General features: G+C 64.8%; 14 protein-coding genes and 1 tRNA gene. 4 read left to right on the top strand and 11 right to left on the bottom strand.

Annotated features, from left to right (window positions below):
• Positions 1–34 precede the first annotated feature (34 nt).
• Genes L6639_RS15235 through L6639_RS15250 form a run of 4 tightly spaced genes read right to left on the bottom strand, consistent with a single transcriptional unit; the run spans position 35 to position 4,547 of the window.
• The gene (locus L6639_RS15235; protein WP_237862489.1) at positions 35–772 is read right to left on the bottom strand and encodes an amino acid ABC transporter ATP-binding protein; all 738 of its coding nucleotides are present in this window, start codon (positions 770–772) and stop codon (positions 35–37) included.
• An 11-nt stretch (positions 773–783) separates the two neighbouring features.
• Positions 784–2,304, bottom strand: a complete 1,521-nt coding sequence (locus L6639_RS15240; protein WP_237862490.1) for an amino acid ABC transporter permease — start codon at positions 2,302–2,304, stop codon at positions 784–786.
• Positions 2,301–3,506, bottom strand: a complete 1,206-nt coding sequence (locus tag L6639_RS15245) for an amino acid ABC transporter permease (protein ID WP_237862491.1) — start codon at positions 3,504–3,506, stop codon at positions 2,301–2,303. The genes L6639_RS15240 and L6639_RS15245 overlap by 4 nt, the downstream gene beginning before the upstream one ends.
• A gap of 24 nt (positions 3,507–3,530) precedes the next feature.
• Positions 3,531–4,547 (bottom strand): amino acid ABC transporter substrate-binding protein, encoded by a 1,017-nt coding sequence (locus tag L6639_RS15250; protein ID WP_237862492.1) that lies wholly within the window; start codon positions 4,545–4,547, stop codon positions 3,531–3,533.
• Positions 4,548–4,916: 369 nt separating this feature from the next.
• Here L6639_RS15250 and metC point away from each other — a divergent pair, with 369 nt between their 5' ends.
• Positions 4,917–6,101, top strand: coding sequence for a cystathionine beta-lyase (gene metC, locus L6639_RS15255; protein ID WP_237862493.1), 1,185 nt, complete (start codon positions 4,917–4,919; stop codon positions 6,099–6,101).
• A gap of 156 nt (positions 6,102–6,257) precedes the next feature.
• On the top strand, positions 6,258–7,946 hold the full coding sequence (locus L6639_RS15260; protein ID WP_237862494.1) for a Na/Pi cotransporter family protein: 1,689 nt from the start codon (positions 6,258–6,260) through the stop codon (positions 7,944–7,946).
• Positions 7,947–7,955: 9 nt separating this feature from the next.
• On the opposite strand, the gene L6639_RS15265 is transcribed toward L6639_RS15260, so the two are convergent.
• The 6 genes from L6639_RS15265 to L6639_RS15290 form a co-directional block, all read right to left on the bottom strand.
• Positions 7,956–8,294, bottom strand: coding sequence for a lipid-A-disaccharide synthase N-terminal domain-containing protein (locus L6639_RS15265; protein WP_237862495.1), 339 nt, complete (start codon positions 8,292–8,294; stop codon positions 7,956–7,958).
• A complete protein-coding gene (locus tag L6639_RS15270) occupies positions 8,291–9,025 on the bottom strand; it encodes a glycosyltransferase family 2 protein (protein ID WP_237862496.1) in 735 nt (244 codons plus the stop codon). The genes L6639_RS15265 and L6639_RS15270 overlap by 4 nt, the downstream gene beginning before the upstream one ends.
• A 63-nt stretch (positions 9,026–9,088) precedes the next feature.
• Positions 9,089–9,934 carry a phosphatase PAP2 family protein gene (locus L6639_RS15275; RefSeq protein ID WP_237862497.1) on the bottom strand — a complete coding sequence of 282 codons (846 nt, stop codon included), beginning with the start codon at positions 9,932–9,934 and terminating at the stop codon, positions 9,089–9,091.
• A gap of 1 nt (position 9,935) precedes the next feature.
• Positions 9,936–11,678 (bottom strand): ArnT family glycosyltransferase, encoded by a 1,743-nt coding sequence (locus tag L6639_RS15280; RefSeq protein WP_237862498.1) that lies wholly within the window; start codon positions 11,676–11,678, stop codon positions 9,936–9,938.
• Between the two features lie 50 nt (positions 11,679–11,728).
• Positions 11,729–13,936 (bottom strand): penicillin-binding protein 1C, encoded by a 2,208-nt coding sequence (gene pbpC / locus L6639_RS15285; RefSeq protein ID WP_237862499.1) that lies wholly within the window; start codon positions 13,934–13,936, stop codon positions 11,729–11,731.
• A gap of 8 nt (positions 13,937–13,944) precedes the next feature.
• Positions 13,945–19,152 carry an alpha-2-macroglobulin family protein gene (locus L6639_RS15290; RefSeq protein WP_237862500.1) on the bottom strand — a complete coding sequence of 1,736 codons (5,208 nt, stop codon included), beginning with the start codon at positions 19,150–19,152 and terminating at the stop codon, positions 13,945–13,947.
• 404 nt (positions 19,153–19,556) lie between these two features.
• Here L6639_RS15290 and L6639_RS15295 point away from each other — a divergent pair.
• Positions 19,557–19,633 (top strand) — tRNA-Arg (locus L6639_RS15295).
• A 169-nt stretch (positions 19,634–19,802) separates the two neighbouring features.
• Positions 19,803–20,015: a hypothetical protein gene (locus L6639_RS15300; RefSeq protein ID WP_237862501.1), complete on the top strand. Its 213-nt coding sequence runs from the start codon at positions 19,803–19,805 to the stop codon at positions 20,013–20,015.
• A gap of 142 nt (positions 20,016–20,157) precedes the next feature.
• Here L6639_RS15300 and L6639_RS15305 read toward each other — a convergent pair whose 3' ends face one another.
• Positions 20,158–20,460 carry a hypothetical protein gene (locus L6639_RS15305; RefSeq protein WP_237862502.1) on the bottom strand — a complete coding sequence of 101 codons (303 nt, stop codon included), beginning with the start codon at positions 20,458–20,460 and terminating at the stop codon, positions 20,158–20,160.
• Positions 20,461–20,577 lie beyond the last annotated feature (117 nt).

Consider the following 20,577-nt stretch of genomic DNA (forward strand, 5'->3'; position numbering starts at 1 on the left):
GCCGATTGGCGGCGCCCCCGAGATGCCCCCGGTATCAGCGCAGGATTTGGCTCAGGAACAGCTTGGTGCGGGCGTGCTGGGGCGCGGCGAAGAATTCCTTCGGCGTGTTGGCCTCGATGATCTGGCCGGCGTCCATGAACACCACACGGTTGGCGACTTCCTTGGCAAAGCCCATCTCGTGAGTGACGACCAGCATGGTCATGCCCTCCTCGGCGAGGTCGACCATGGTGTCGAGCACCTCCTTGACCATTTCGGGGTCGAGCGCCGAGGTCGGCTCGTCGAACAGCATCACCTTCGGGTTCATGGTCAGAGCGCGCGCGATGGCGACGCGCTGCTGCTGGCCGCCGGACATCTGGCCCGGGAATTTGTTGGCCTGGTGCGGGATCTTGACCCGCTCCAGGAATTTCATCGCGGTGGCTTCGGCGTCCTTCTTGGGAATGTTGCGGACCCAGATCGGCGCCAGCGTGCAATTGTCGAGCACGGTGAGATGCGGGAACAGATTAAAGCTCTGGAACACCATGCCGACCTCGCGGCGCACCGCGTCGACATGCTTGAGGTTCGGCCCGAGCTCGATGCCGTCGACGACGATCTCGCCCTCCTGGAATTCCTCGAGCGCGTTGATGCAGCGGATCAAAGTCGATTTGCCCGAGCCCGAGGGGCCGCAGATCACGATGCGCTCGCCCTTGTTGACCGCGAGGTCGATGTCGCGAAGCACGTGAAACTCGCCGTACCATTTGTTGAGGCCGGAAATCTTGACGATGGGGTCGGTCATGGTGGCCTCGATCAGTTGCGGCGGTGAGCGTTGAGGCGGTGCTCGACGAAGAGCGAGTAGCGCGACATTCCGAAGCAGAAGATGAAGTAGATGATGCCGGTGAACGCGAAGCCGGTGAAGGCGGTCGACGGCGTGGTCCAGACCGGATCGGCGAATGAAGCCCGCAGCGAGCCGAGAAGATCGAACAGCGCAACGATCGAGACCAGCGACGTGTCCTTGAACAGCGAAATGAAGCTGTTGACGATGGCGGGAATGACGTGGCGCAGCGCCTGCGGCAGCACGATCAGCGAGGTCGTCTTCCACCAGGACAGGCCGAGCGCGGAGGCCGCCTCTCCCTGCCCGCGTGGCACCGCCGCCAGACCGCCACGCAAATTCTCGGCCTGATAGGCGCCGGTGAACAGCGAAACGCCGATCAGCGCGCGCACCAGGCCGTCGACGGTGAAGTTTCCCGGCAGGAACAGCGGTAGCATGTAGGTCGCGAAAAACAGCACCGTGATCAGCGGCACCCCGCGCCAGAACTCGATATAGGTGATCGAGAATATCCGGATCAGGGGAATGGTCGAGCGCCGGCCGAGCGCGAGCGCGACGCCGATCGGCAGTGACGCCACGATGCCGGTAATCGCGATCACCAGGGTCACCAGCAGCCCGCCCCACAGCCGCGTATCGACGACCGGCAAGCCGCCGCGATCGAGCCCCATCAGCTTGATCAGCGCCGCAATTCCGGCGAACGTGGCGAGGCATGTGATCAGCGGCCGTGATCCGGCACGCGCTCCGCCACCGAGCACGAACAGGATCACCGACACAATCACGGCTGTGATCAGGAAGTCGGGCCAGGGCCCCTGCCCGGACGCCAGCATCTGGTCGCGCAGCCAGGTCAATGGAAAGATCACCCAGTGCAGCAACGTGCCGACCAGCACGATGGCGCTGCCGATCGCCCAGAGCGCCGGGCCGGCGGCCGAGGTCTTGCTCAGTCCGACCACAGCCTCACCGGCCCCGCTGATGCTGTCGGCGAACAATTGCAGCAGGCCCGCAACCCAGCTCACGCCGAAGCCGGCGATGCCGCCGCCATGCAGCAGGAAGAATGCGACCGCAGGAAAGGCTAGGAAGAACAGCCCGGCATTCACGCTCTTGGCCGGCAGACGTGGGATTAGCAGCGGCAGAAGCAGCACAGCGCCCAGCGCGAAGGTCAGGTTGACCCGCCAGCGTTCGGCCTCGGGATAGAAGCCGTAGAAAAGCTGCGTGGACTTAGCCTGGATAAAGGGCCAGCAGGCGCCGACCGGACGACCTGCATTCTCCGCGAGGCAGGCCGTGCGGTCGTTGCCACTCCAGACCGCATCGACCAGGAGAAACTTGATGCTTGGAACAACGATGTACCAGACCAGCAACAGGCCGAGAATCGTCAGCAGGATATTGGTCGGCGAGTTCAGCAGGCGCGTGCGCACGAAGCCGACAAAGCCGGTGGTCTTCACGGGCGCCGCGCGCTCGGACACCAGGTCCTGCCGGACAAAGGAAGACGCGGCAATATCGGTCATGCACCCAGGCTCCGGCTGATGCGCCAGCCATAGACGCTCATGACAGCGCTGGTGACGAGCGAGGTCAGGAGATAGACGCCCATTGTCATGGCGATGATCTCGATTGCCTGTCCGGTCTGGCTCAGGGCCGTGCCGGCGAACACCGAGACGAGATCTGGATAACCGATCGCGACCGCCAGCGACGAGTTCTTGGTCAGGTTGAGGTACTGGTTGGTGAGCGGCGGCACGATCACGCGCATGGCCTGCGGCACCACGATCAGCCGCAACGTCGCGCCTCGGCTGAGACCCAGCGAGGAGCCCGCCTCCATCTGCCCCTTATGAACCGAGAGAATGCCTGCACGCACGATCTCGGCGATGAAGGCCGCGGTATAGGTCGAGAGCCCAACTGTCAGTGCGACGAATTCCGGAATGATCCGCGCCCCGCCAGCAAAGTTGAATCCCTTCAACTGCGGAAATTCGAATGTGACGGGCAGACCGAACACAAGCGTCGTGACGAGCGGTAATCCGACGAGCAATGCCAGAACGTACGGCCAGATCTGGATCGCGCGGCCCTGATCAAACAGCGCCCTCCGCGCGTAGCTGCGCAACGCCAGCGACGCGACGACGCCGAGCGCGAGCATGGCAAGGAATGGAACGAGGCCGGGCTGAGCCAGCGGCGATGGCACGATCACGCCGCGATTGTTGAGGAAGAAGGCGCCGAGGACCGACACACTTTGCCGCGGCGCCGGCAGTGCCGCGAGCACCGCAAGATACCAGAACAGGATCTGGAACAGCAGCGGCAGGTTGCGGATCGCCTCGACATAGAGACCGCCGACACGCGACACCAGCCAGTTGGGCGACAAACGGCAGAGTGCGACGATGAAACCGATCACGGTGGCAAAGAAGATGCCCACCACCGAAACGAGCAGCGTGTTCAAGACACCGACGATGAAGACGCGGAAATAGGTATCGGACCCCGAATAGGGGATCAGGGTCTGATTGACGTCGAAGCTGGCGCTGTTCCGCAGGAACCCGAAGCCCGCTGCAATGTGCTGGGACTCGAGGTTGGTACGGGCATTCGAGATGATCTCGTAGGCAATCCAGGCCAGGACCGCGCCAAAGACAAGCTGGACGGCGACGCCGTTCCAGCCTGCCTTGCCACCGAGCGCGCGCCGGAGCTTCAGCGCGAGCTGTGGTGGCGGTTTCCGGGCCTCGACGCCCATCGGCGCAGCCTACGGCTTTGCCGATCAGCGGATCGGCGGCGAGTATTGCAGGCCGCCCTTGGTCCAGAGACTGTTGATGCCACGGCTGATCTTGAGCGGCGAACCGGCGCCAACGTTGCGATCGAACGACTCTCCGTAATTGCCGACCGCCTTCACGATCCGGATCACCCAGTCCTTGGTGAGGCCAAGCTGTTCGCCGAGATTGCCGTCGGTGCCGAGCACCCGCTTCAGCTCCGGCTTGTCGGATTTCGCCATCTCGTCGACGTTCTTCTGGGTGATGCCGAGCTCCTCGGCCGTGACCATCGCAAACAGCGTCCATTTCACGATGTCGAACCACTGATCGTCGCCGTGACGCACCATGGGACCCAGCGGCTCCTTCGAAATGATCTCGGGCAGCACAACGTGATCGGCGGGATTCGTCAGCTTCAGGCGGCTGGCATAGAGGCCGGACGAGTCGTCGGTGAAGACGTCGCAGCGTCCCGACTCGTAGGCCTTGACCGCCTCGTCGATCGTGCCGAACGCGATGACCTCGTACTTCATGTTGTTGGCCTTGAAGTAATCGGCGAGGTTCAGCTCGGTGGTGGTGCCGGTCTGGACGCAGACGGAGGCGCTGTTGAGCTCAAGTGCGGAATTGACCTTGAGCGACTTCTTCACCATGAAGCCCTGCCCGTCATAATAGGTGACGCCGGTGAAATTGGCGCCGAGCGAGGTGTCGCGCGAAACCGTCCATGTGGTGTTGCGCGACAGCACGTCGATCTCGCCGGATTGGAGCGCCGTGAAGCGGTCCTTGGCAGACAACGGCACGAACTTGATCTTGGTCGGGTCGTTCAAGACCACCGCCGCGATCGCGCGGCAGACGTCGACGTCGATGCCGGTCCAATTGCCCTTGTCGTCGGGCGAGGAGAAGCCGGGCAGGCCCTGGCTGACGCCGCAGGACAGCATGCCCCGGTCCTTGATGGTCTTGAGCGTTTGCGCGTCGGCGGCTTGGGCGGAGAGGCCGGCGGCGAGAGCAAGAGTGAGAGCCAGGGTTACGCGTTTCATGGGCTTCAAGCCTTTCAAAGTCATCAAGGTCGGGAACGGAATCCCTGCAAGGCTGCGCCTTGCAAGAGTCATGCTGGAAAACCTTGCCGAACACTCGCCCATCCCAAGGAGGCCATACCTTAATCCTCGCCGCAGGCGCCCGCCGTTGTGGCTGTGGCGCAAGGTCCGGTCAGACGATGGATCGAAGGTCGCGGCAGGCCCCTCAACATGCGGCGACTGAATAGCACCTGCGCATCACAGAACGACTGGCGAGCCGGGTCAAGGGGTTGACGGGACTCTTCTGTGTTCTGTTATTAACGATCGCGGCCCCGGGGCCGCCCCGGCCGTGCGATCCGCGCCCGGCGGAAACGCTTTTTTGAAAGCAGACGCATGGATTCCTCGCACCCCCCAGAGCAGCACGCCGAAACCCGCCTGGTCACCTCCGGCCGCGACACCAAGGCGCAGAAGGGGTTCGTCAATCCGCCCGTGTTCCACGGCTCGACCGTGCTCTATCCAACCGCCGAGGACCTGCATGCCCATCGCGGCGAGTTCACCTATGGCCGCCATGGCACTCCGACCACGCGGGCGTTCCAGGACACGCTGATGGCACTTGAGGGACCGCAATGCGCTGGCGTCGGCATCGTGCCGTCGGGCTTGTCGGCGATCTCCACCACCCTGCTCTCGGTGCTGAAGACCGGCGACCACATCCTGGTCGTTGACAACATTTATCGGCCCTCGCGCAATTTCTGCAACGGCATGCTCGCCCGTTACGGCGTCGAGACCACTTACTTTGACCCGCTGATCGGCGCTGCCGTCGAGAAGTTGTTCAAGCCCAATACCCGCGCTGTGCTGGTCGAGGCGCCGGGGTCGCAATCCTTCGAGATGCCTGATATCCGCGCCATCGCCGAGGTCGCGCATGCGCATGACGCTCTCGTCGTCGACGACAACACCTGGGCGACGCCGCTCTATCACCGCTCGCTCGAACAGGGTGTCGACATCTCCATGCAGGCGGCCACCAAATATATCGGCGGCCATTCCGACATCATGTTCGGCACGATTTCGGCCAATGCCAGGGCCTGGCCGCAGATATCCGAAGGCATCCGCCTGCTCGGCGTCTGCGCCGGCCCCGATGACGTCTTCCTCGCGCTGCGCGGCTTGCGCACGCTGTCGGTGCGGCTGGCGCAGCATCATCGTTCAGGTCTGGAGATGGCGCGCTGGCTCGCATCGCGGCCCGAGGTCACGCGCGTGCTGCATCCGGGGCTCGAGACCGATCCGGGCCATGCGATCTGGAAGCGCGACTTCACCGGCGCTTCCGGCCTGTTCAGCATCGTGCTGAAGCCGGCGCCGCAAAAGGCGGTCGACACCATGCTCAACACGCTCAAGCTGTTCGGCATGGGCTTTTCTTGGGGCGGCTTCGAAAGCCTTGCGATTCCCTTCGACTGCGACGCCTACCGCACCGCGACCAAATGGGCGCCGGGCGGCCCGACGCTCCGCCTCCACATCGGCCTTGAGAGCGTCGACGACCTCAAAGGCGATCTCGATCGCGGCTTCGCTGCCCTCAAAGCGGCCATGTGAGCCTACTCACGCGGCATCCCGCCTGCGGACGCGCCAATGCGCGCCGCGGGAACGTGCATGAATACCGGACGTTAACGCCGTCGCGCCAACAGGGGGTTGATCCCCCGACGTTTGGCGTTAGCCTGACCCCTTCGACTCTAAGTCCGGACACGGAGAATGGGTACGTTGGTCCTGCTAGATCTGATGGGTGGCGTGGCGCTGCTGCTGTGGGGCCTGCATATGGTCCACAGCGGGATTTTGCGTGCGTTCGGTCCTGACCTCAGGCATCTGCTCGGCAAGGCCCTCGGCAACCGCTTCAGCGCCTTCGCCGCCGGCCTCGGCCTCACTGCGCTACTCCAGAGCAGCACGGCAACAGCCCTGCTCACCAGCTCGTTCGCCGCCGAAGGGCTGCTGAGCCTTGTCGCTGCGCTTGCCATCATGCTAGGGGCCAATGTCGGCACGACCCTGATCGTGCAGGTGCTGTCGTTCAACATCGCCGCCGTCGCACCCGTGCTGTTCGTGCTCGGCCTCGTCGCCTTCCGCTCCGGTCCGCGCTCGCGGATCAAGGATATCGGCCGCGTCTGCATCGGCCTCGGCTTGATGCTGCTGTCGCTGCATATCCTGCTCGACACGCTGGCGCCTGCGGAGAACGCGCCGGGCATGCGGGTCGTGATGACGGCGATCACGGGCGATCCCGTCCTGTGCATCGTGATCGCCGCCCTCCTCACCTGGCTGGTGCATTCGAGCGTCGCCAGCGTGCTGCTGATCATGTCGCTGGCCTATTCGCAGTTCATCACGCCGTATGCGGCTCTCGCTTTGGTTCTCGGCGCCAATCTCGGCAGCGCCATCAATCCCGTGTTCGAAGGCGCAAAGCGCGACGATCCCGCAAGCTACCGGCTGCCGGTCGGCAATCTCGTCAATCGCGTGGTCGGCATCGCCCTGGTCCTGCCGTTCCTGCACACGATCGCGGATCACATGCATGCCTGGCAGCCGGATCTCGCCCGGATGACGGCCGCCTTCCATATCGCCTTCAATGTCGGCACGGCCATCCTTTTCGTCGGCCTGCTCGATACCATGTCACGTCTGCTGACCCGGCTACTGCCGGATCGCGTAGAGGAAACCGATCCGGCCCGCCCGCGCTATCTCGATGAGACCGCGCTGGAGACGCCGTCCCTGGCGCTCGCGGACGCCGCACGCGAGACGCTCCGCATGGGCGATCTGGTCGAAACCATGCTGCGCAAGGTGATGGCCGCGATGATGACCGGCGACCGTTCGCTGGTCGACCAGGTCTCGAAGACGGACAACATCGTCGACAGCCTCGACGAGGCCATCAAGCTCTACGTCACCAAGCTGACCCGCGGCAGCCTCGACGAAAGCGAGGGCCGGCGTGCGATGGAGATCATCTCTTTCGCCATCAACCTCGAACATATCGGCGACATCATCGACAAGAATCTGAGCGAGCTCGCCACCAAGAAGATCAAGCGCCGTTTCCAGTTCTCGTCCGAGGGCGCGGACGAGCTCGCCGCCTTCCACAAGCGCACGATGGATTCGCTGCGGATCGCCTTCGGCGTGTTCATGTCAGGCGATGCCAACGAGGCCCGCAAGCTGCTGGTGGAGAAGACGGCACTGAAAAACACCGAGCTCGCCGCCGTCGAGCGCCATCTCGACCGCCTGCGCGAAGGTCGCCCCGAGACGATCGAGACCACATCGCTGCATCTGGACGTGTTGCGCGATCTGCGCCGCATCCATTCGCATATCTGCTCGGTCGCCTATCCCGTGCTGGATGCGGCCGGCGAGCCCTATCGCCGCTCCGAGGCGGAGACATCAGCCCTGCCCGCCTCAGGCGCGACGGCGCTGCCGCGCTAGGGCCAGGAATCAGCGCTCCAGCGTCTTCGACGAGCGGCCGCGGTTCTTGATGATCAGCATGATGTTGCGGACATAAATGATCGTCGCCAGCGCCTGCCCGAGGATGATGACGGGCTCACGCTTGACGACGCCGTAGACCAGCGTCATCAGGCCGCCGCCCATCGAGCAGAACCAGAACGCCATCGGCACCACGCTGTTGCCGGCCCGCTCGCTCGCGATCCATTGCACCAGGAAACGCGCGGTGAAGAACAGCTGCGCGACCAGGCCGAACGCCAGCCAGAAATCGAACTTGGCGACGAAGACGTCGTACAGATAATTGCTGAGGGCCTGGCCGTATTGGATGATCATGCGTTCACCTCAGTCACTTCAGGCGTCGGCTTCTTGCGGCGGATCAGCCACCACACGCCGGCGAGATCCATGATCCCGATCCAAAGCCGGTCGAAGAAGCCGTAATTGGACACGCCGGAATGGCGCGGCCGGTCGATCACGTCGACATAGGCGATATCGAATCCTTCGCGGCGCATCAGCGCCGGCAGGAAACGATGCAGCCCGTCGAAATAAGGCATCATCAGGAAGACCTCGCGACGGAACGCCTTCAGGCCGCAGCCAGTGTCGCGCGTGCCGTCCTTGAGGATCGCATTGCGGACCTTGTTGGCCACCCGCGACTGGAATTTCTTGAAGCCGGTGTCCTTGCGCCCAACGCGCTGTCCGGCGGCAAGGCCGACATTGACACCCTTCTCGACCGCCGCGATCAGATCCGGCAGGAAGGCCGGATTGTTCTGGCCGTCACCATCGAGCGTCGCCACGATCGTGCCGCGCGCCGCGCGCACGCCGCTGCGAACCGCGGCCGACTGGCCGGCGGATTTTGCGTGACGAAGCTGCCGCAGATTGCCGCGCTGCTTCATCATCGCCGCAAGCCGGTCGCCGGTCGCATCGGTCGAGCCGTCGTTGACATAGATGATCTCATAGGCCCAGCGGCCGTCGAGCGCGGCCGTGATCTCCTCGATCAGGGGCGCAATGTTGTCGGCTTCGTTGCGCACGGGGACAACGATGGAAACCGAAGGCTGGGACGACGACAAATCGAAAGCTCGTGGTTGGATTGGCCCGCCCCCGGGAACCCTTGGCCCGGGAAGCAGCCGCTTTTATGGGGCGGATGGGCTGCGGGCAACCCTTTTGAGGCGTCCTGGAAGCGGTCCTGGAAGTGGCACGATGGTGCCATCGGCGCGGATGGCAAAGCCGAGCCTGCGGGCGGCAAACCAGTAGCGCACGGCCATGGCGCCGACCATGCCGACCAGAGCCCCGGCCGTGACGTCGCTCGGGTGATGCGCCAGCAGTACCAGCCGCGTCAGCACGATCACGACCGCGTAAGTGAACATGAACACGCGCAGGCGCGGCCAGAGCGCCGCGACCGCAAAGGCCAGAGCGAACGCCGTCACTGCATGCCCCGACGGCAGGCTGGCATAAGCTCCCGTGCCTTCGAGCGGTATGAAGTTGAACGGATCGGCCTTGCCGCCGACGAACGGACGCCCGCGGCCGATGAGATATTTCAGAATCTCGGCGACGAACACCGACAGGGCGACAGACAGAAACAGATATTGCAGCCTCGTGCCGAAGCCGAGCAGCAGCGCACGGCGAGTGCCGTGCATCCCGGCCGCAACGAGCGCCACGATCACCAGCGCCGCGCCCAGCACCGAGAGCACGTTCTCATCCTTGCCGAAATCGGTGAGGATGCGGATCGGCCATAGCCAGGCCGTGCCCCGCGCCGGCATCAGCTGGATCTCGGTCCGATCGAACGCGAGCATCAGCACGATGATCAGGGCTGCCCCTGCCGCGCTCAGCCACAGCGAATGCCGCGCCAATTTTCGCGCAGCCGCGGCACGGCGCGAATGCGACGGCGAGCGCACCAATTGCGCCAGTGCATGGCCAACGACCGTGAACAACTGCACGGGATAGCTTGCACGCGGCGCAATGGTGGTACTGCCTGGCATCCTACTCGGTGCCCTCGGAACGGAAGATCGAGATCGAAATTGCGCGCCCTTGCGAGAAATTATAGCCGTCGATGCGCGCCCCGACCTTGTAGCGCAGCCCGATGGCCTCGGCGCGCTGCACGAAGCTGCGCTCCGAGCGTTGCTCGACCAGCGCAAACCGGCAACTTCCCTGCCTGAGGAAATCGGCGGCGCCTGAGCCGTCGGTCAACAGCGTCTGGGTGCCGGTCAGGAAGACAAGGCTTGGCTCGGCATAGCCGGCCGAGGCCGCCCGCGGGCCGACGCAGGTCACGTTGCGCAAAGCGCGCGCGACCTCGATGCTCGGAAACAGCGGCGTCAATGACGGCAGCACAATGCCATAGACCACGACAGCCAGCATGAGCGCTGCGACCAGCGCGTTGAGCACCGAGCGCTCGGCGCGATTGGTGTCGAACAGCCACCAGGCGAACAGGCCGAAGATCAGCGAGGCCGCGATGAACGGCCAGGCCACGAAGGCCGGCTGCCGCGTCAGCATGACGGCGCCGACCACCGCGATGATCGAACCGCCCGCGGGAATTACGAACCACCAGGCCGAGCCGCGCGCCAGCCAGGAGCGCGACAGCACGTTCCGCTCCAGCGCGCCGACGGTGAGGATCGCAATCGCGGGATAGAGCGGCAGCACGTAATGCGGCAACTTGGTCAGCACGGCCTCGAATACGATCCAGGACGGGACCAGCCAGGCCAGCAAGAATTGCGCGCCGGGCTCACGCCGCGCCCGCCACACGGCCGGCGCCGCCATCGCCGCGAGCGGCGCACCGGGCCAGAAGGTAATCCAGAACAGCGCCAAATAGACGCCGGGCGGCGCGCCATGGGATTCCTGCGCGCCGATCTTGCTCAGCATGTCGCCGCCGACGGAGTCCGCAAAAAACGCATCGCCGGCGCGCCAGAAGATCGCGACGAACCAGGGCAGCACCAGCACCAGCATCCACATCAGGCCCCAAACGGGCCGCAAGCGCCACAGCCAGGAGGCGTCGCGGTCCTGGATCGCGAGCGCAACGATGGTGAGCCCGGCGAACATCAGGATCAGCGGGCCCTTGATCAGGATGCCGACCGCGAGCGCGGTCCAGAAGATCGCGGGCCAGGTCCAGGGCGGATGTGTCTCGTCCTCGGCGCGCTGCCAGGACAGGTAGGCGCGCGACATCGCACCCATTGCCGCGACCACCGAGAACAGCAGCACGGCGTCGGTCTTGGCCAGGCGGGCCTCGACTCCAAGCAGCACGGAGGCGGCCATCAGGAGCGCGGCAAGCACCGCCGCGCGCCGCGTGACGAAGCCCAGCGCCGTCCAATAGGTCATCAGCACCGCACCTATCGCCCCGATCAACGAGGGCAGCCGATAGACCCAGATGCGCAATTCGGCCTTGGGCAGCTTCAGCGCCGTCGCCGCTTCGACGGCCGCCGATTGCAACCAGTAGATGCCGACCGGCTTCTTGTAGCGAACGTCCTCCTGGAAGCGAATGTCCACATAGTCGCGGCTTTCGACCATTTGCTTGGTGGCCTGCGCGAACCGTGCCTCATCGCGGTCAACGGGCGGGATGGTGAAAAATCCCGGCAGGAACAGCAGCAGCGCGCACAGCACCAGGAAGCCCACCGCACGGGCGTGGCTGGCAGTGACGACGTCGAGCATCAGCACGAGCCGACTGCCCGGATTCACGGGCGTTTTCGGCTCTCGCGGCGCTCCAAATCGGGGAGTCGGATAGGTCTCGGCCATTGGTTCCGCTTACGCTGAAACCGCCATCGCCACAACCGCTTGAGCCGCTCTCATTGAATTCGAATGACGACTGTGTCCGCGGCGCCCGTGGCGTCGATCACGGTCAGCCGTGCAAAGCCCGGGCCGGGCGGATCGATCAGGCGCTGGCGGCGTCCGTCGATCTCGCCGCGCGCCGTACCGTTGACCATGACAGTCATCGGCAGCACCCCGCCGGCGACCTTGACGGGCATGGCAGCAGCGTCAGTGCCGCCCGATCGATCCACATCGATCCGGGAGCCGTTGAGCGGGAACTGGATGTGGAGCGCCTGCTCGCCGCCTGTCCGGACGAGTTCCCCCACGGGGCGGAACCGCTTCAGCGGCAATGGCAACTTCGCGTTGCTGGCAAGCAGGGTTCCCTTCGGTGGCTTCGGCAGAGGGGTCAGCGTCTTTCCGGTCCGTGCGAAGGCATCGAACAGGATGGGCGCGGCGGCAACGCGGCCGATAAGGCCGGGAACCGGCGCGCCATCGGGGCGGCCGACCCAGACGCCGATGGTCATGCGGCCATCGAAGCCGACCGACCAGGCATCGCGATAGCCATAGGAGGTGCCTGTCTTGAAGGCGATGCGGTTATGAGCCGCGTTCTCCGGCGGCGGGGTTCCCAGCAACACATTGCCGACCTGCCAGGCCGCCACCGGGTCCAAGAGCCGCAGCGCCTCGCGATCATCCGTGGCGGCCATGATCTCGCGCAATGGCCTGGTGGTGCCGAGCCGGGCGAACCCTGCATAAAGCTGCGCCAGATCCTGGAGCGTGACACCAACGCCGCCGAGGCCCATCGCGAGCCCCGGCGCCTCGTCCTTAGGCAGAACCAGATTGCCGCCGGCCTGGCGCAGCCGCGAGGCCAGCCGGCTCGAGCCGACGCGGTCGAGCAGCACGATCGCTGGCACATTCAACGAGAGTTGCAACGCCTTCTTCACCGGCACCGTGCCCTGGAACGTCATGTCGAAATTTTCAGGCGCGTAGGAGCCGAAGCGCACCGGGCGGTCGTCGATCAGGCTGTCTGGATGAACAAAGCCGTCTTCAAAGGCGAGACCGTAGATGAAGGGTTTCAGCGTCGACCCCGGCGAGCGGATGGCGCGGGTCATGTCGACCTGCCCTGCCCGACTCTCGTCGAAATAATCCGCCGAACCGACACGCGCGAGCACGTCGCCGCTCTCATTGTCGACCACGATGATGCCGACCGAGATGTTCGGTCCTAGCGCAACGGCGCGGTCGTGCGCCAGCGGCTCCAGCACCTTCTGCAGATTTGAGTCCAGCGTCAGCTTGATAACCGGCGCATCCTTGACCGTTGCCAGCGCGCTGTCGGAGGCGTGCGGCGCCAGGATCGGCATCGGCTTGCGCAGCGTTGGCACGGGCACGGCCTTGGCCTGCTTGGCATCGTCGATGCCGACCACATGCTCTTCGACCATGCGGTCGAGCACGCGATCCCGCGCGATGCGCGCGGCTTCCGGAAAACGGTCGAGACGACGTGTTTCCGGCGATTGCGGCAGCGCCACCAGCAGCGCAGCTTCCGCCAGCGACAGCCGCTTCGGCTCCTTGCCGAGATAGGCGATCGATGCGGCACGGATGCCTTCGAGATTGCCGCCATAGGGCGCAAGCGCGAGGTAGAGGTCGAGGATCTCGTCCTTGCTCATCGTCCGCTCCAGCTCGATCGCGCGGACGATCTGGTGCAGCTTTGCATAGAGCGAGCGCTGCCGCCGCGGCTCCATCAGCCGCGCCAGCTGCATCGAGATGGTCGAGCCGCCCGACACGATGTGGCCGCGCGTGGTCAGCTGCACCGCAGCCCGGCCCAGCGCCAGCGGATCGATGCCGTCATGGGCATAGAAGCGCTGGTCTTCATAGGCGAACAGCAGCTTCAGGTAAGTCGGATCGACATTGGCCTTGGCATCGACGGGCAGGCGCCACCGCCCGTCCGCCATCGCATAGGCGCGCAACAGCTTGCCGTTGCGATCGACAACGGTGGTCGAGACGCGGCGCGCTTCGTCGAGCGGCAGCGGGCCGAGGGAATAGACCCAGCCGACGAAGCCGATGAGGGCGAGGATGAAGGCGAGCGCGGCGATCGAGAAGAGACGACGGCCGTGCCCTACGGCTCGGCCGTCGTTCCGGGATGGTCCGAAGGACCAGACCCGGAACCTCGAGATTCTCAGGCGCGCAATCGCGCGCCTTAGTTCGGTGCTGCGCACCGCCCCGGAATGACGAGAAACGCGATCAGCCTCGCTCATCTCACTCCTCACTTCGCCGCCCGCACCTCGACTGTACCCGTTCCGGTGCGGCCGTAACGCGAGGGGTTGTACATGTCCTCGACATAGGCCTGCGGCAACACGTATTTGCCTGGTGAGACCACGCGCACGACATAGGCGACGGTGAAGACTGCCTTGGAGTCCGAGGCCCGGTCGACGGCCGCGGTGAAGCGGTCGTCGCGGAATTCGGTGTCTTCAGGCTCCTCACCATCCTCGATCCAGTCCAGCGTGCCGCTGTCGCCCGACGAGACCAGCTTCGGGTTGTCGATCTCGAGCCCCGCCGGCAGATAGTCGGACACCATGATGTGGCCGTATTCGGGCTTGGCTTCCGTAATCTTCAACACCACGGCAAAGCGATCGTTCTGCTTGACCTTGCTAATGTCGGCCGGCTTGCCGTCGAGCGTGAAGTAGTTCCGCTCGATCTTGAAGCCGTTCGACGCGGCCGGCTCCGGCGTCACCGGCGAGCCGGAGACCGAGATCACCGCCTGCACCGGCGCATCGCCGGTGTTGGTGATCTTCAGCGGCTTGCCGCTCAGCGTCTCCGCCTTGTAGCTGCGGTAGAGCGCAGTCTTGATCGGCTGACCGTCGACCTCGATCGAGAGGTTTTCCTTGGCCAGCGCCCGCGCCGCCAGCACCAACCACGCATTCTCCTGCGTGGAGGTGTAAGGCGTGAGCCCGCGCGCGGTCTCGACCCGCGCAACGGCCTGCGTCAGCGTCGCCTTCGGCGCATTGCCTTCGCTGGCGAGCGAGACCAGCGCGGCGGCATCACGGAGTTGCGAGCCGTAATCGCTGCGGCCGAACTCCAGCACCGGCTTTGGCGCGAGGCTGTCGAGCGCTGCACCATAGACCCGCTCGGCGCGGTTGCGGTCGCCAACCAAAGCGAGCGCCGCCGCGAGCTGAGACTTGGCGATCGGCGTCGCCAGATTGTTCAGCTTGGTGTCGGCGAGATAGCGGAGGTCGCCGATGGGAGCAGCGCCGTTGCGGGCGAGCACGTAGAGGCCGTAGGCGAGATCGCGGCCGCCGTCCTTCTCCGGCTCGTTGCCGTTGACGACGGAGTTTCTGATGCGATCAAGCGCATTCTTGAACAGGACATCAGGCACCACAAAGCCCTTTTCGCGGGCGCGGGTGAGGAAGTCGGTCACGTACGCATCGAGCCAGGCGTCATCGCCGCCGGCCGACCACAGGCCGAACGAGCCGTTGGAGCCCTGGCGCGCCAGCAGCCGCTCGATGGCGTCGCGGATGCGCTGATCGACCTCGGTATCCATGGCCAGATGTGCGCCGGCCGCGAGGTCGTTGACGTAGAGCAACGGCATCGCGCGGCTCGTGATCTGCTCCGAGCAGCCATAGGGATAGCGGTCGAGCGCTTTCAGGATGGTCGCCGCATCGAGCGCTGTGGACAGGCTCGCCGAGACCGAGACGCTGCCGGTGCCCGGCACCAGGTCGGAGAACATGTCCGAGGTCAGCGTCAGGCTCTCGCCCTTCGCCAGCGTCCGGATCGAACGCCGCGCCAGCACTTGCGTCGCCGCCTTGACGTCGAGCGCGTAGTGGCGCGCGAGCGTGAGGCCATTCGGCCCCTTGATGTCGACATCGAGCGTCGCCTGCCCGGCCGCGGTCGCATCGACCGCCAGCGCGAACGAATTGCGCTGCTTGGCGGCGAGCTTGACGGTGGTTGCGGGGTTACCGGTCATCTTCACCGGGCCGCCGGTCTTGACGTTGATGACGTAATCGCCGGCCTGGCCTTCGACATTGTCGATCTCGAGATTGACAGTGCCGTGGTCGCCATTGAGCAGGAAGCGCGGCAAGGTCGTGGTCAGCACCACGGGGTCGCGGATCACGACATCGGTGTTGGCGCGGCCGAGCTTGGTCGCGGTCCACGCCACCGCCATGACGCGCGCGGTGCCGGCGAACTCCGGAATGTCGAAGCTGACTTCCGCGGTGCCGTCGGCGCCGACGGTGACGATGCCGGAATAGAGCGCCAGCGGCTTCTGCGCGGGCGGTGAGCCCTGCAGTTCAGCCGCACCTGCGTCGCCGCCGGATTTGATCTGGCCGCGCGTGCCGGACATGCCGTCGATCAGCTGCCCATAGAGATCACGGATCTCCGCAGTCAACTGGCGCTGGCCGAGATAATAATCATCCGGCGCCGGCGGCTTGTAATTGGTGAGGTTGAGAATGCCGACGTCGACCGCGGCGATGACGATCTTGGCGTCTTCGCCGGGGTTGAGCCCGTCGAGCTTGACGGGGATCTTCAGCATCGAATTCGGCCGGATTAGATCCGGCGGCGACAGCTTCACAGCAAGCGTGCGGGCCTGCTTGTCGATCCCGAACCATTTCAGGCCGATCGCGCGGCCCGGCATACGCTGCGCAGCCGCATCGAGCGGACGGCGCAGCGTTGCCACAACATAGGCACCGGTGCTCCAATCCTTGCCGACCGGGAGCTTGACCTGCGCGGTGCCTTCCTTGACGTCGACGGTCTGCGTCGTCAGCAGGCGGTCGCCGACCACGTTGACGGTGAGCTTGCCGGCGGAGCGGACGTTGACCGACACGGTCATGGTGTCGCCGGATGCGTATTGCGGTTTGTCGATCGAGGTCTCCAGCAAATCAGGCGTGTCGGCGCTGCCATCGGAATACCAGCCGACGTCGAACTGCACCGAGGTCACCGGGCCGTCAGCGTCATTCGACTTTACGTCCAGCCGGTAGCGGCCGGGGCGTGGCGCCAGCGAGATGCGGGTCGGCTTGTCTGCCGCAATCGTCACGTCACCATCGGCGACGCGCGAGGTCGACTTGACCGGCTCGTACTCCCAGTAATTGTTCTGGCGGTACCACTGATAGCGCGACTCCATCTTCAGGAGCTCGTAGCGCAGGCCGTCGCGGGGAAGCGTCTTGCCTTCCGGTGAGACGAATACGACGTCGAACTCGGCCTTGTCGCCTTCCGCGACGTTCTTGTCGCCGAACAGCGGCTTGACGCCGATCAGCGCGGTCGCCGGCGCGACCGGCAGCACCAGTTTGCGCTCGACGGCGCGGCCGCCGGTCTCGACCATGCGGATGAAGATCTGCGCCTCTTGCGGACGCGTCGAGGATGGCTGCTTGTCAAGCGTCACCGGGAAGGTCGCAACGCCATTGGCGTCGGCCTCGGGCAGGTTCTCCAACGGTGTGCGCTCGTTCGACGTGGTCTGCTCGTCATCGACGCCGAACTGGTAGCCGGCAAAGCCGGGCCGCCCAGCCGCCGCGGGCGCAATCAGCATGTCGCCCTCGAGGCTGAGGCCGGAGGCCGGCGCGCCATAGAGGAAATGACCGTCCGCCTTAAGCTCCACAGGAGCGTTAGCTTTGATCAGCTTGTCCTTGGCGGACAAGTCGAATTCGATCCTGTCGGGCACGTAGTCTTCGACCATGAAGGTGGTCTCGCCGACCGACGAGCCCTTCGGATCGGTGAAGGCGCGCACCCGCCATGTCCCGGTCGGAACGGCCGAATTGAGCGGCACGGCAAGCGTGCGGCCGCCGGCGCCTTGGTCCGCCAGCACGGCGCGGCGGAATTCGACGCCATCGGGACGCTCGATCACCAGGGTCAGCGGTCCGCCGTTGACGGCATTGCCCTGCCCGTCGCGCAGCAGCGCGGTGAGATAGACGGTCTCGCTCGAGCGATAGACGCCGCGCTCGGCGTAGACGAAGGCGTCGGCGCCCGCAGGCACGGCGCGGCCCGCAACGCCGCGGTCGGACAGATCAAAGGCCGAGGTCTTCAGGCTCAGGAAGGCGTAGTCCGCCTTCTCGCCTGTCACCGTCAACATCGCCGGCGACAGGCCGCCCTCGCCCCGCGCGAGGCCCGCCTCGAACAGTACGTGACCGGCATCATCGGTCTTGCGCGTCGCCAAAATCTCGTTGTTGCGGGCGACCAGCCGCACCTCGGCTTTGCCGACCGGATCAGTCGAGGCCAGCGAATTGACGAAGACATGGATGCCGTCATTGCCTGAGTAGGCCGCGACGCCGAGATCGGACACGATGAACCATTGGGTGGCGAGCTGATAATCATCGTCGCTGCCCGGACCCTTGGCCGCCGCCGTCATCACATAGACGCCGGGCTGCAGCTCACCCAGCGCCTCGTCGACCGGGAATGCGGTGGTGACGTCCTGGTTCAGCGTCATCGCGGTCGCAAGCTCGCCGGACCAGACCTTGACGCCGCGCTCGTCACCGAGATCGCCGAGCTGGTACTTCGACAACGTCTTCTGGAAGTCGCTGTCGACCACCGTGTTGATCAGGTTGCGATCGCCGATCCGGAAAACATTAATGTTCACGGCAGGCGTGTTGACGCTGACCACGGGAATGCCGCGCTGGCCGGTGCGCGGCAGCACATAGGCGCGGCTGGTGAAGCGCACGAACGGCTTGCGGTCGCGCACATAGATGTTGAATTCGGCCGATTTCGGCAGGCCTTCCTTGACGGTCGATGGCAGGCCGGCGCGCAGATTGATGTTGTAGCGCTCGCCATGCTTCAGCCCGTCAACGCAGAGCTGCTTGCCCTCGGCCGACAGCGCCGGCTTGTCCTGACCTGCGAGCGCCAGAAACGGCGCGAAATCGGTGCGCTTGGCGAGTTCTTCCGAGAACTGGAAGCAGGCGCGCGGGCTCGCCGAATCCGAGTCCACGGTATAATCGAGCAAGCGGAAGCCGTGCTCGTCGCGCAGCTTTTCATATTGGCCGCGGACATCGGCGACCTCGCGCATGTCCAGCGACAGCCGCAATGCGTCGAGCGCTGGGCGAAACAGGTGCCGTTCGGCGAGCGACCTGCCGAGCACGGCGAGCGCATCGGCTTCCTCACCCTGATTGCCGGCGCGCATGTAGGCGATGTAGGCGGCGGTCGAGGCGCGCTCCCAGAGGAACGTCTGCTCGCTCGAACTCTTCGGCGTGATCTGGAAGATGACCTTTGCAAGCCGCAGCCAGTTGCCGGCGTCATCAGGCGTGGTGGCGGCAATCTGGCCGAGGACCGAGAGCCCGGTGCGGTAATCGTTGCGCCTGAATGCGGCGTCGGCGTCGGTCTTCAGGGTCGCGTTGGTCTTGGCGACCGGCCCCGCTTCACTCTTGATCTGCGCCTCGAGCTTGATCGCGGAATCGGCGAGATCGTCACGCTTGAATGCCTTGTCTGCTGCCTGCGCAGCGCAAAGGCCAAACGCCAGCACGGCGCAGAGAGCGACGGCGCGAACCAGACCAATCATGAAAGGACTCCCGGAAATCGCGGACGAGCGCCGCGGCGGCGATAATGTGTGCGGAAAGGTGACGGACTCATGGCGATGGAACCAAAGGTGCAAAACGTCGCATTCGCCATGGCAAGGCACGCCCAAAGGAGACCGATCGAGATACCGCCGCGCACGCCGTCCTGAGGCGCAGGCAACACCTGAAACAGTCGACCGGCGACCGTGTCCCGGAAGCTGGCCAGCGTTGCCGGCGACGTAATCCGTCGTCCAGTCCGCTGCCGCTCAACCCGGCACCCTGACACTCCGCCGTTCCGGTTTGTCGCTGCATTGAGGAAAACGGTTCGGTTCAGGCTTGGCGAAAGACCAGATTTTTCATATTGCCATGATATATGAACAGCCGGCCCCCAAACCGGGCTGGCCGGAACGGTCCCGTAGCTCAACTGGATAGAGCATCAGATTTCTACTCTGAGGGTTGCAGGTTCGATTCCTGCCGGGATCGCCAGGCGTCTGGTCGACATGCGCTGACGTTCATCATTAACGCGCCACCTGACTTCCTATCGCAAATCTGTCGTGTTTCACGAACGCGTGGGCCGCCTTGCCGCGGGCTTTGAACCCGGAGGGTGCGCCCTATCTAAGCGCGACGAGCGGTTGCGCTCAAACAAGGACTTTCGATGCCGCGGGCCGAATTGACGAGAATGGGGATCGCCGTTGCGGTGGCGCTGGTCGCGATGTCGTATCTGGCAATCGACGCCGGGCTCGTGGACCTCAGCTCCGGCGCGATCACAAAGCGCATCGAAATAGCCCAGGCGTCGATTGCCGATGCCGCCATGAGTCAGCATCAACTGGCCTCCGCTGTCCAGGCGTGGACGCACCGCGATCGTTAGAAGCCGCGGTCGGCGATGAGGTGATCTCGGTCTTTCGCGCCATCGCTGCGATCGCCAGCACTGCAACGCGCACGATGGCCGACGGTACTTTTCGATTCGATGGGGCGGCTGGGACCAAACGGGGCGGTAGGGCCGAATGCGGTCAGTCCGTGTCCGTGGGCTCGTCATCGCGACGATCGCGCGCAAGCTGATGCCAGGCCAGCGCCAGTTCGATGAGGCGTTGCCGGTCGGGGCCTTCCGACGCCGCGGCGCGCTTCATTGCCGCCTCGGCTTCGTGCTGTGGATCGTACTTGGTACACATGAGTGCCGACTCTAACCGCTCGATCCGGACAAGTGCGTGGCAATTTCGTCCGTATGATTGCGGATAATTGGGCGTGTTACCGACGATTTCGGCACGCTCTAATTGTGACCCGCATAGAATTGCACTGGCGGTTTCAAACCGCACGCAAATCCCCTGCTGCGCGCGATGTGATGATCATACGCACAAATCGGTGAGGCCCGTTCATTTGCGCCGATCTGTGAATTGCATCACAGCCGTGGCCCGGCGCGTTCGCTAAGAAGC

The organism is Bradyrhizobium zhengyangense (genome assembly GCF_022012555.1).
Classification (GTDB): domain Bacteria; phylum Pseudomonadota; class Alphaproteobacteria; order Rhizobiales; family Xanthobacteraceae; genus Bradyrhizobium; species Bradyrhizobium zhengyangense.